We start from the raw sequence: 12,668 nt of genomic DNA, 5'->3' as shown, positions 1-12,668 counted from the left end.
AGCGAAGGACCTGCTCAGAATGACAATTGCCGGCGTTTAGAATGACACAATAATTATGGTGTTCTGATACTAGACCTAATTGACAATTTAGGGATTCTTAACATATCCTAGCTCAGCTAGACATCCTATTCCGTAATAGGTAGATGGGTACTTTGAATTACCGTAATAGACATCGCAAAAGCCACCATCGCCCACATAACGATCTTTTAAGAAAGTCGAAAGCGGTTTCGCCTTGATTTTATCCAATGAATCAAGGAGGCGCAGGGATGAAAGCACATAATATGCGTTCTCGGGGCTGTTGATATTTTTATCACCAACCATGTAGCCAAAACCGCCATCTTTTGCCTGGTCGCTTACTAAAAAGGCCGTGGTTTTTTCCTTATCTACTATGTCTAGCAAATCCATCATATTTAACACATGCAAAGCGGCATATGTGCACTGCACGTTCCCCGGGATGTCTTTTCTTAGCGCAAAACCCCCGTCTTTTGCTTGAAGGGGCTTAAGATATCCTTCTATCGAGGATTTATCTGCACTGGATAGTTTTCCAAGAGTATTCAGGGTTGCAACACAATAGTATGTATCAATCGGCCGCGATTCCTGGCCGGGACTAAGACAAAAACCGCCGTCTTTGTTTGAACATGACTTGATAAACTCCTCAACTTTTGCGGTATCCATTTGATCAAGCGCTCCAAGCTTTTTTAGCGTCCAAACAGCGCAGTGGGTATCGTACATATCAGAACCCTTAGTATGCGTATCCCAGGTAAACCCACCGTCTTCCGCTTGGGTTTTCTTTAGAGCGGATATGAGCTTGTCTTGGTGCTGCTTTTTTATTTCTTGTCCCAGGGCGCTCATCGAGTACACATAATAATACCCATAAGTTGTGGAAAGAGGGAAATCTTTCCCAAGTTGAGCGCCTTCAACAAATTCCCCCGTCTTCTTTTTGTCAAATTTGAATTCTTTTGTTAGTTTTAATGGTTGGTTTGCTAAATTACCCTCCTGAGTTTTGGGGGCTTGCGGCGTGGATGTGCACCCCGTAGAAGCAATCATCAGCAGTATAATAAGCGATAGGGAATAAATCCATGTTTTGTTTCTCATCTTTAACCCCCGGCTAATAACAACATTCATGCTAAATTAAATATAACAGAGAAGGGCTAGAAAGAAGCCCTTCTCTGTTTTTTTGTTACATTTTCCACCACAAATATTTTAATGCGGTGGTACTTTCCATGTTGTGCCCTTGCCTATATGACAAGTATCACAGACACCAATTGCCCTGGAATCGTTCTGTACCGCCAGGTTCTGAGCATTATCCTTACTCATCGTTGAAGGTAACTCTGAGTGCGGTGAGCCATGGCAGGTTAGGCAATCAATTCGATCGCTTTTGTGACCTGAGCTTGAGAGATACAGGCCGAAAAGCGAAGCGGTCGAAGCGTTCTCCGTATAACTGCCCGTGTGGCAATCAGATTGACCGCACTTGGGAAGTGAGTTGTACTTCCACGGTGTGCTGTAATCCGTTCTATCCTTCCTGTTAAGGATCGTGCCGTGACAATCGCTACACCACAACGTAAGGTCAGAATCATAGCCGCTGTTCTGATGTACGCCGCGATAGCATTTTACGCTGGTTGCATCCGGATGGCATTGATAGCAATCATTGTCAATATTCGGAGCATATGTTTTCACTTTTGCATTGTTGGCATGGAAAACATGCAGCGCCTGCGAGAATGTTGTGGTGCAGTTCTTGTTGGTATTCTCGCCTACCGCCGGGTCGGCATGGCATGTTGAGCACCTAACCGGCTTCATCGCATAGATATTAACGCCGGTATCTCTAAGGTGCGCATCACACATAACCTTAAATGACTGATCCTGTGTAGGATTGGATACTCCAAGAACATCCTGCGCCAGTTTGTAGTGGCAATTACAGCAGCCTCCGAAGGAGACCGGAACTACCGTAGATGTCTTCGCAAGTACCGTACCCGCAGTGTCCTTAGCGGTAACGTTCACCGTCAGATAAGGATTTCTCTTCTGGCCGAAGTAGTCAAGAAGACCATTCGGATCAATAGCCGGATAGTTCGGAATTCCGTCAGCAATCCAGTTATTACCATCAACCTTCATTTGGCCATCAAGCCTGTTGCCGGTAAGGCCGACGATATTGGTTCTGCTGATACCGCAACCCGGGAAGTAGTGCTCGGCGTTATCCAACCACTTGACATACTCGGCGTCTTGCAATAGGTTCTGCTCGGTGTTCTCCACCGAATCGTACTCAACGGTAATACCGCTGGTAACGACCTCTGGGCTAGAACTCATTCTCTTTATTACCTGAGCGCGAACCGTGTTAAACGGCGGCAACAAGATCATGTAATCCGTATTCGGGCATGCGCAGTGCATTCCGAGGTCGTTATAGGCAAGTAACGCATATGCGCCAGTACCGCTTCCACCACCGTTACTTACGTTTACGGTAACTGAACTCGTGGTTGCTTTCCTACGCGAGTTCGTTGCGGTAACGGCGATGGTGTGTGAACCATCGGCAACGCCGGTAGAATTCCAGTTAGCGGTCCAAGTGCCCGATGCAGCTCCGTTCGGGCCGGTCATGGCAACAGCAGTACCGCCATCAACAGCATAGGTAACACCCGTAACCGTGTAGCCGCTACCACCACTAGCACAATCGGCCGAAATAGCAACTGTAGCACCAGAAACGGTAGCACCATTAGCTGGAGCTGTAATACTAACCGTTGGCGATGGAGCTTTACCTGCAAAAGCTATGGATACGGATAACGCAAGCACCATTATAAGTGCAAGCGCCAATACTAATACACGTTTTTTCATAAAATTTCACCTCCTTTCCTATTAGTAATTCTGATCAGCACTAAGTAAGTGATTAATTAACAAGAATCGAACCCTTTTAACGGTAAGAATAGGAACAAAAAGTGCTCATAATTAATGACGGTAGCAGGCGTTTCTTTATACTGAGCGGTCTTTTAACATGTGAGAGACCCAGATCGGAGTGGCACACCTTCACCTAGAACGTCAAACAATTATCTATATGATAAGACGTTTCTTTTGGTGAAATCTTTCACTAATCGTAGATATTTTTTACAACAATTTTTCGCCGATTTGGAATGCGATTGCATCAATGTTATCTAAGAGATAACTTATCAGAATATTAATCACTAAGAAGAGCGTTAGTTGCCGGTATATGGCCTTGAATTTCTTTTTTGCCCTGAAGAACAAGGTATCTACCGCCGAAGGCGTAGTGTTCAACATCTCCGCAACCCCTTTTGACGGAAGACCCTCACAGATGCGAAGCATGAGTATCTGGCAGTATCGGGGAGGCATTTGATCCATGATTTTATTGATCAACGCCACCTGTTCATCGGGCTCAATAGCCGGTTCCTCGTCTATTACTTGAATAAGATGAGCCATTTTTTTCTCAATGATGCTCGGATTTACGCATATATCGATGTGAGCGGGCCGACGGTCTTTTTCTTTTCTTATTTTATCTATGCAGAGATTGGTTGCCACCCGGCATAGCCATGCATAAACAGGCACGCCAGGGTCAATAGTCGGTATGTTCTTATAGGCGCGGATGAACGTCTCTTGCGAAATGTCTTCGGCGTCTTCTTTATTCTTAAGCATGTGGTAGGCGATATTGTAAATGCGCTTAGAGTGCTTTTCGTAGATAGTCAAAAAATTATAGCCATGCGATAAAAGAGAGTCGTTTGGTTCTTGAGCCTGTTGGGGGGTGCTGAATTTGCGGACCGCCATCATGTAGGGGCAGTCATTGGTTGTCCGATCAAAAGCGCTGCATTTATCCTGGGCACATAAGGCACTGGCTTCACCGATTTGCGGAAGCGGGCAAAGTATCGTTTTGGGCTGAGAAAGCTTTTGCATCCTAGGTCTCCAGAATGTGTAACCACCGCCTGATAGTATAATTTCACATCGGAAAGTCGGCTTTATTGCAAACCGCTTACATAATATCTGCCAAATAGTTACGGGTTTTCTGCAATAGCGTGTGGTTAATATCGGTAATTATTAAAATGCAAGCATGATATCATGATATACTAAACCTATCGCCGACGCTATACTCGGTACTCGGGCGGGTATATACCTGATCAAAGCCGGTGTTTTCTCGAAGTGTTTTAGGTATCATCGCTCGATTCACATGTGTTTGCCAACCCTTACGCTAAAATTGGTAATATTAATAATATAAAATCAGGACTAAGTTGTTAGGAGGACATATGCGAAGAGAATTCACCGGCAAAAAAGCTATGGGAGCAATTGGAGGCCCCGTTGTCTTTATTACCGGCGCCTTTAGCGATCAGATAGGAATTATGACCGCAAATATGCTTGCAGGCGTTACGTTTGCGCCGCCGCAGGTATGCGTATCGCTTAGCCACCACTCACATACGCGCTCGCTTATTGAACCAAGCGGCGAGTTTGCCGTAAATGCGATCTCACCCGAGCAGATGGAGCTTGCCAAACTTATCGGTAGGACGACCGGGAATAGAGTCGACAAATTTAAGCAGTTCAACGTAGAGACCTTCGAGGGGAGAATCGTCCAATGCCCGCTGGTAAAGGCGGCATACACGGTATTGGAGTGCAAAGTTATACATTCACTTGATCTTGGCACTCATACGCTGTATGTCGGCGAGGTTGTCGGCTACCACGAGCCGGTTAAGGGTAGCCCGCTTTACCTCTATCACGGGAATTATTATACGCTTGGGGAGCAAATCGGCTCGTATAAATAGAGCAGTTACGTGGTTGAAACATCAATGCACCGGGAATCGGGAAGTAATTATGTAGGAGGCGACTCAAAACCTGCGCACGCCCTTTAGTTAAGCGGCAGATCCGTCGTATCGGCTGGCTGTTGCATTTGCTGCTGTTGATAGTCTTGCTGATATTCATCTTGCTTTTGCAGGAGTTTTTGCTCTCGTTGACCGGCCTGGTACTGCGCCTTCGCGTTTAAGAACTCATTATACGAATTAGTAAACACGTGTCTGCCCGAATTGTCCTTATCGAGGACAGAATAAAGATACTTGGTCGTTGTCGGGTTGAGCGCCGCTTCAATCGACGAATAGCTCGGATTGCAAATCGGGCCCGGCGGAAGCCCCGCGTACTTATACGTGTTATACGGCGACTCCACTTTAAGGTCGTCATAGGTCAGTTGCTCCTTCCACTCGGGAAGAGCATACTGCACGGTCGCGTCGATCTGCAGGCGCATATTTATCTTCAACCGGTTGTAGATAACCGACGCCACGATCGGCTTCTCGCTATCTACCCTGGTCTCGCGCTCTATCAGCGAGGCTATGATTAAAATCTGATACGGCGTTCTGTCCAGAGCGTTGACAGCATCCCAATTCAGGTTGGCGGTTTGTTTCTGGAACTCGCCCAGTTGCATGTTTACCATCTCTTCTGCCGTCGTATCCTTTTCAACCCTATAGGTCTGCGGATAGAGGTAGCCCTCCAAATTCTTCGTTGGGGCGCCATTGTCTTTTAAAAACGGATAATCGATTCCGGTTTGGCCCGCAGTCACAAGTTGCAGGTATTCTTCCCTGTTAATACCCGTATGTGCCGCAATTCGCTCTGATATTTGCTTAATAGTCCAGCCTTCGGGTATCGTAACATCGACATACCTTACCGGCGGACCTTCGGTGAGCACCTTTATAACCTGATCGTAATCCGTGTTGGTCTTGAGGGTATACTCGCCCGGTTTGAAGTCTGACTCGACGCCTTGCTTGCGAATCATTACTCTAAAAATCAGAGCGTTTTTAATGACTTTCTTGTTTTGCAGAAGGTTTCCTATCTCGGTGCCGGTCATGCCGTTGGTTATTGTTACCTTGACATCTTGTTGGGGCTCATCTGATTTACTGTTGAGGGTATTCCATGCATACAGGGACACAAAGACAACCGCACCGATGGTTACTCCTAGTGCAATCGCTGCGATTATATTTTTTACAATGCCCCTTTTGGGTTTCTTTATCGCGTGCTTTCCGGGCTGTTGCTCTATTATCTGGCTTCCCCTGCCCTTTTAGAATCTAGGTAACCCTGAAGTATAATAGCTGCTGCTACTTTATCTATGATTTCTTTTCTGCGACCCCGTTTTACATCTGACTCTACCAAGGTACGTTCGGCGAATGATGTTGTCAAGCGTTCATCCCAGGTTTTGACCGGCACTTTGAGAACGGGTTTAAGCTTCTCGATGTATGCTAATACCGCTTGTGCCTGAATCCCCTTTTCACCCGACATCGAGACCGGTAAGCCTACAACGACTTCCTGCACTTTATATTCATCAACAAACTGCGATATCCTCCGGATATCGCTTCCATTTCCCCGGTTCTCTATCACAACTAAAGGTTGCGCCATGTTCCCCGTCGGGTCGGAGATCGCCACTCCAATTCGGCGCAACCCGTAATCCACACCTAATATTCTCATCACAGTTTAAGCTTTTACGCCAAGCATCTCCCGGATCTCTTTCCAGCCCTCTTCAAGCGCCTTGTCTATGGCACCGGGCTCTTTGCCTCCCGCCTGCGCAAGGCCGGGTCTCCCGCCGCCGCCGCCGCCAACAATCGGCGCGACTTTCTTGAGTAAATTGCCGGCGTTAAAACCGGCCTTCACCATATCCGGGGTGGCCGCCGCGATCAGCATAACCTTGTTGTCGGCCGTGCTTGCCAATAGCAGGATAGCGGACCCCACCTTATCCCTTATTAGGTCGGCGTATGAGCGCAGGCTGTCCATATCCGCGCCGTCCACTTTTTGGACCACGACTTTCGTTCCATCGACCTGCTTCGCCTCAGAGAGAAGGTCGCCTATAACGTCTTTCGCAAGCTTCTTCTTGGAGGACTCGATCTCTTGCGACTGCTGCTTAATCGTCTGCAGCAGGCCTTCGATTCTCTCGGTAAGCTGCGACGGATCGGTCTTAAGTAAGCCCGCAGCTTTAAGAAGCGCATCCTCTTCTTTGTAGAGATAGGTAAGCGCGGCTCCGTTTGTGACGCCCTCGATACGGCGCGTGTTTGCGCCGACACTTCCCTCGCTCGTTATCTTGAAGAGGCCGATCTCGCCGGTATTTGATACGTGCGTACCGCCGCACAGCTCCTTGCTGAAGTTGCCTATTTCAACCAGGCGCACGAACTCGCCGTATTTCTGATCGAATAGCGCTGTCGCGCCCGTCTCCCGCGCAAACTCGTAAGACGTTACAAACGTGCGGACCGGCTGGTTTGAAAATATCTTACTGTTTACAAGCTCTTCGACGCGCCGCAATTCGTCTTTGGTGATCCCCGCAAAATGCGTCAGGTCAAAACGAAAACGATCCGGCTCTACGAGCGAGCCTGCCTGCTTTACATGGTCGCCGAGAACGCGGCGAAGCGCCCACTGCAACAGGTGGGTTGCGGTATGGTTGCGCTTGATCGATTGGCGGCGTGCGATATCGACCGTAGCTTTAACCGGCTCGTCAATCGTAATCCTGCCCGAAACAACCTTTCCGATATGCGCGTAGACGCCCTCAAGCGGCTCTTGCATATCGGTGATTCGCACATGCCCTGATTCCGTTTCAATAACGCCCTTATCGCCAACCTGACCGCCCTTTTCCGCGTAAAACGGCGTACGGTCCAGGATAACTTCAACATCGTCGCCATCCACCGCCTCGGTGACCACAACGGTTTTCTTTATTATCGCTTTTACCTTGGCCTCGGCCTCATCGACCTCATAGCCAAGAAAATCGGTTTTCCCAAACTCCTCGCGCACTTCCTCGTAAACCTCGGCGTGCTTAAGCTCGCGCTCCCCCGCCCAGGAAGCCCGCGCACGCACGCGCTGCTCCTCCATAAGATTCCGGAAGCTTTCTTCATCAACGGAGAGCCCGCGGTCCTCTGCGATTTCTATGGTCAGCTCAAGCGGGAATCCGAACGTGTCGTAAAGTCGAAATACGAAGTCACCCGTTAGGCTCTCGCGCTCTTCTGCTTTGGCCTGGGCTATCGCCTGGTCGAGGATGTTTAAACCCTGGCGCAGCGTTTCCATAAAACGTGTCTGCTCATGCCCCGCGATACGCTGGATAAACGGTTTGGAATCAACTATCTCAGGATACGCATCCCTCATAGTCTCGACGACCGAGTCGATTACCTGGTTGATAAACGGCTGCTCGACGCCGAGAAGCCTGGCATGAAGGACCGCTCTTCGCAAGAGCCGCCTCAAAACATAGCCGCGACCTTCGTTTGATGGCAGAACGCCGTCGCTTATAAGAAAGGCGACCGCCCTTGAATGATCGGCGATCACTTTTAACGAGACATCCTTCTCGGGGCTCGCTCCATAGGTTACCCGCGTGATCTTCGCGACGGTATCTATAATCGGCTTGAGCACATCCGTTTCGAAGTTGTTCTTAACTCCCTGCATGATTCTGGCGATTCGCTCTAGGCCCGCCCCGGTATCGATGTTCTTTTTCGGCAGCGGATGCAGGTTGCCGTTTTCGTCCCTGTTGTACTGCATAAACACCAGGTTCCACAATTCAAGGAACCGGTCGCAATCGCAACCCACCGTGCACCCCGCTTCACCGCAACCGAAATCGGCCCCGAGATCGTACATTATCTCGGAACTCGGGCCGCAAGGCCCGGTAGGCCCCGCCGACCAGAAATTGTCCTCGCCCATCCTGAAAATCTTATCCTCCGAGAGATCGACAACGTCGCGCCAAATTTCAAAGGCCTCGTCGTCGTCCTCATAGATGGTTACGCACAGCTTATCAAGCGGCAGTCTTAGGTGCTCCGTAACGTACTCCCAGGCCCATTCTATAGCTTCTTTCTTGAAGTAATCGCCGAACGAGAAATTACCGAGCATCTCAAAAAACGTCAGATGCCGGGCGGTCTTGCCGACGTTTTCAATGTCGGTCGTACGAAGGCACTTTTGCACGGTTGTGGCTCTCGAAAAACTCACTTTCGTCTCGCCGAGAAATATCGGTTTAAACTGAACCATACCGGCCGCCGTCAAAAGAAGGGTTGGGTCATCGGGAACCAGCGATGAACTTGGCAGTACCCTGCTGCCCTTACTTTCAAAAAAGTCTAAAAACGATTGTCTTATTTCACTTGATTTCATCCACATTTCCCCTTAAACTTTGGCCGCCGACTCAAGCTCTTGAACATCGGGCTCCTCGGGCCCAGAGCCGTTGCTGCGCTCTCTAAAGTGCAGATATAGCGCCTTGCCGACAGCCGCAATCGGTATGGCTATAAGCATACCTACAAATCCAAGTAATGTGCCCCCCGCAAGGAGGGCGAATATTACGACCGCCGGGTGCAAATTCACCTGAGAACTCATGATACGCGGAGATATTAAAATGCTGTCTATCTGCTGGACGGTTAGTAATACCACAACCACTATTAACGCCAATTGCCATGATGTACCAAGAGCGATTATAACCGCCGGCGCCCCCCCGACGATAGGCCCGAGATACGGAATTATATTAAATACGCCTATTATAAAGCCCAGCAGTATTGCATAATCAACGCCCAGCGCATAGAGTGCAATGCCCGAGAGAATCGCCACGGTCAACGCAACCAGCGCCTGGCCTTTTAAAAAGCCCCCGACGATCTGGTCGATTTTCTTAACTATTTGCATCCCCTCAACCCTGTGCTTCTCGGGAATCATCTCGCGAACCGTCGTCCGGATAACATCAAGATCTTTCAGGATATAAAACGCAATAATCGGCGCAAGCACAAAGTTTATCATGCCGCCGAACAGGCTTGCCGTCATCTCGGGAACCGAGAGGGCCGCCTTTTGCAGGAACGACTTAAAGGAATTGGCCAGTCCGGTCAGAAACTCGGCGGTCTGGTCGCCCTTTAAGAACGGATGTTGTTTTACCAGGTCTGTTATATAACCGTTCGTCGTCGTCACGTATTCGGGAATCTTGTTTATCAGCCCGTTGCTTTCCTTGTAAAGGATAGGGCCGATATACGTGCCGAACAGCGTGAGTATTAAAATTATTCCCAGATAGGAAAGAATAAGAGCAAAGACCCTGGGAAGTCCTTTGTCATCTAAGTAATTTACGACCGGCCGTAAGATATAGACAAATACAAGCGCATAAAGAAAGGGCATAAGCACGGTGTTTATGCTATAAAGCACAAACAACAGCATGCTTAGTAATATGATAACGCCAACCCAGGTCCATGCGGCGATGCCGATGGCCTTGATGCGCTCCAGACCGTCTTCAGTTTTCAAATTATGCCTCCCGATCTTGGAACATTTTCTCGCGCAATATTTCAAGCGTTCTTCTAAGCAACCGTGAAACGTGCATCTGCGATATCCCGAGTTCTCGCGCAATCTCAGTCTGGGTCAGGCCGCGGAAAAACCTTAAATACAGTATCCGCTGCTCTTGTTTACTCAACTCGGCAAGCGCCTCGGCCAGCCAGGTCCTGTCCTCTATGCCGGTAAGCTCTTTGTCGTCCTCTCCAATATACTCTAAAAGCGAAAAACTATCATCGGAATCCGACGACAAATCCCTATCAAGAGAGACAAAACTGTAGGCTTCACTTGTCTCCATTGCCTCAATCACCTGCTCGGAAGTTACACCGATACGCTCGGCTATTTCTGCAATTGTCGGGGATCGCTTGAGGTCTTGCGTGAGCGTATTCATTGCCTGAGTGACTAAAAGGTTTAGCTCCTGAAGCCGCCTCGGCACTTTTACAGCCCATCCCTTGTCCCTGAAATAGCGCTTGATTTTGCCGACGATCGTTGGAGTTGCATATGTAGTAAACTCGACCGCCCGCTGTACATCAAAACGATCGATCGCCTTGATTAGACCGATCGTTCCTACCTGGATAAGGTCCTCAATCGGCTCGCCCCTGTTCCTAAACCTGCGCGCAAGATACTCGACGAGGTTTATATACATGGCGACCAATTCGTCCCGTATCTCAGGGGACCACGTTTCTTTGTATTGTTTAAAAAGTTCTAATGTCCTCTCTTTATCCCAAGCTAACGTTTTGTTCTTCTTTTTCTTTCTATCCGGTGAGCCGGCCAAAATAAAATGCCCCCTCAATGCTTAGTAAATATTTTTAACCATGCGAAGATGTCCGGCACCCTTGACCCTGTTCCACTCAATCTCATCCATCACTGAGCGCAGGATCGAGAAGCCGAATTTTTGGCTCAGTTCCTCTAAGTCTCCGATCGCCCGGATTTCCGTAGCCAGAATTTCCAGCCGGTTGGGATAAATCTCAAACGCCAGGTCGAATCTCTTCTGTTTGGGATCGTTAATCGCTAAAAGATAGGCCTCCTCAACGCCTATTTTAAGGTCTTCAACGCCATCGTAATTAAAGTTCATGCGGCTTGCGATTCCGGCAACTGCAAGTCTTAAAAGCCTTGCGTACTCTTTTTGTGCCGGTAAACTCAGTTCTACTCTGTCGATTTCGTTCATATGTTCTCCATCACCTCAAAAAACAAAAAGCTACTCACTGAGCAACGGTAAACTCGCTACTCTCACTTATTTGATTAATGTCTGATTAATCTCCAATTAGTGCCGGGTTAATGTCAGATTCGCGCTTTTAGTTTATTATTGACTTACGACCTCTATTTTCCTACCAACTTCTTAATCGCCTCTTTGGCCCCCGACGAGATGCTTGCTATCCGTATCAGCGGTGATGATATTATCTCATGGACAACCCGGGTCGTCGCACTGACTTTATCCCCGATATCTTTAATGTTGCCGATGATCTCATCCAGACGGCCAATTTCACTGTTTACCCGCTTTACCGTATCGTTTAACTCGCTTAAGAGAGGCTTAAGCTGCCCATCCATATTCATGACCAGGGTATCAACATTAACCAATGTTTTTTTCAATTGTATAAGAGCCGACACTGCAAACCCTATTAGTACCGACAGCGCAATCGTAAGGATAATCCCTAACACCAGATATGGTATCATGCTTTCCTCCTGTTTTCTGAAATTCTAGCACAGGGTATTTTTTATTTCTACACATGAAAAAACCGGCGTTAAGAGTACTTGGTTACTCCTAACGCCGGTTCCTTGCGGATGCAGGTTTAGCTGAAAACACCGGCCGGCCAGTTTCTCTGGCACGGGCCGAATTCGCACAAACGATAATCGATCGAACAAACGTAACACTTCTCGCGGAAAGTTACGAGCCTTGATAAATCTGAGACGGCACAACGTCGCACAATCTTTGTTTCCAGGTATTGCTTATCATTTGAAATATGCACGGTATTACGGTTCTGATTATGGCTATCCATTATAAATCCCTACTTCCATACTAATGCTAGACCGCCGACATACTAAACGCGTTGTGCAAGCGCATTTCGCTAAGCGACACGCGCACCCGCTGTACGGGCCTTAACTATGGACGTGTTTCTATGAACGTGCTTTCTAAAAGGTTGCTTCTTTTGCGATTACCAGCTAAATAATTGCCAGGTCTGCAAAATAGAAATTGTGACGATTTTTTTATCGATGTAAGTATCGATGTAAGAATACTAGTGCGGTTATTGGTAAATAGTAAAAACGATGCGAGACGTTCGCGATATTTTATTATCAATCGTTTTTGCGACTTAGCTTAATATCGGCGAACATGCAGCATCCTTTAGCGTTGATGGAAAACTAAGGGTATTTACCAGGATATATGGTAGCAATTACCAGTTCAGTGGGTAAATGCGGATCGGGATAGGGGGCGGCTTTCGCCGCCGACCCTCCCACAC

At 48.1% G+C, this 12,668-nt stretch carries 11 protein-coding genes; 1 reads left to right on the top strand and 10 read right to left on the bottom strand.

What is annotated here, in order from left to right:
- Positions 1-87: 87 nt before the first annotated feature.
- The 3 genes from COY37_RS04080 to COY37_RS04070 all read right to left on the bottom strand — a co-directional run bounded on the left by COY37_RS04080 (position 88) and on the right by COY37_RS04070 (position 3,885).
- Positions 88-1,095: a prenyltransferase/squalene oxidase repeat-containing protein gene (locus COY37_RS04080; RefSeq protein ID WP_286976270.1), complete on the bottom strand. Its 1,008-nt coding sequence runs from the start codon at positions 1,093-1,095 to the stop codon at positions 88-90.
- 108 nt (positions 1,096-1,203) lie between these two features.
- Positions 1,204-2,820, bottom strand: coding sequence for an Ig-like domain-containing protein (locus COY37_RS04075; protein WP_286677741.1), 1,617 nt, complete (start codon positions 2,818-2,820; stop codon positions 1,204-1,206).
- 267 nt (positions 2,821-3,087) lie between these two features.
- Entirely contained in the window at positions 3,088-3,885 is a 798-nt protein-coding gene (locus COY37_RS04070) for an RNA polymerase sigma factor (protein ID WP_286677740.1), read from the bottom strand.
- A 347-nt stretch (positions 3,886-4,232) separates the two neighbouring features.
- On the opposite strand from COY37_RS04070, the gene COY37_RS04065 reads away from it, so the two are divergent.
- Positions 4,233-4,742, top strand: coding sequence for a flavin reductase family protein (locus COY37_RS04065; protein WP_286677739.1), 510 nt, complete (start codon positions 4,233-4,235; stop codon positions 4,740-4,742).
- 83 nt (positions 4,743-4,825) lie between these two features.
- On the opposite strand, the gene mltG is transcribed toward COY37_RS04065, so the two are convergent.
- The 7 genes from mltG to COY37_RS04030 all read right to left on the bottom strand — a co-directional run bounded on the left by mltG (position 4,826) and on the right by COY37_RS04030 (position 11,886).
- Positions 4,826-5,929 (bottom strand): endolytic transglycosylase MltG, encoded by a 1,104-nt coding sequence (gene mltG / locus COY37_RS04060; protein ID WP_286677744.1) that lies wholly within the window; start codon positions 5,927-5,929, stop codon positions 4,826-4,828.
- Positions 5,930-6,000: 71 nt separating this feature from the next.
- Positions 6,001-6,426: a Holliday junction resolvase RuvX gene (ruvX, locus tag COY37_RS04055; protein WP_286677743.1), complete on the bottom strand. Its 426-nt coding sequence runs from the start codon at positions 6,424-6,426 to the stop codon at positions 6,001-6,003.
- Positions 6,427-6,432: 6 nt separating this feature from the next.
- A complete protein-coding gene (gene alaS / locus COY37_RS04050; protein ID WP_286677738.1) occupies positions 6,433-9,069 on the bottom strand; it encodes an alanine--tRNA ligase in 2,637 nt (878 codons plus the stop codon).
- 12 nt (positions 9,070-9,081) lie between these two features.
- On the bottom strand, positions 9,082-10,188 hold the full coding sequence (locus COY37_RS04045; protein ID WP_286677737.1) for an AI-2E family transporter: 1,107 nt from the start codon (positions 10,186-10,188) through the stop codon (positions 9,082-9,084).
- A gap of 1 nt (position 10,189) precedes the next feature.
- A complete protein-coding gene (locus COY37_RS04040) occupies positions 10,190-10,987 on the bottom strand; it encodes a SigB/SigF/SigG family RNA polymerase sigma factor (protein ID WP_286677736.1) in 798 nt (265 codons plus the stop codon).
- 21 nt (positions 10,988-11,008) lie between these two features.
- The gene (locus tag COY37_RS04035) at positions 11,009-11,380 is read right to left on the bottom strand and encodes an ATP-binding protein (protein ID WP_286677735.1); all 372 of its coding nucleotides are present in this window, start codon (positions 11,378-11,380) and stop codon (positions 11,009-11,011) included.
- Positions 11,381-11,532: 152 nt separating this feature from the next.
- Positions 11,533-11,886 (bottom strand): DUF948 domain-containing protein, encoded by a 354-nt coding sequence (locus tag COY37_RS04030; RefSeq protein WP_286976263.1) that lies wholly within the window; start codon positions 11,884-11,886, stop codon positions 11,533-11,535.
- Between the last annotated feature and the right edge of the window lie 782 nt (positions 11,887-12,668).

The sequence above is a fragment of the Candidatus Aquicultor secundus genome, assembly GCF_002791875.1.
Taxonomy (GTDB): Bacteria; Actinomycetota; Aquicultoria; order Aquicultorales; family Aquicultoraceae; genus Aquicultor_A; species Aquicultor_A secundus.
This window is presented reverse-complemented; position numbering and strand designations above follow the sequence as displayed.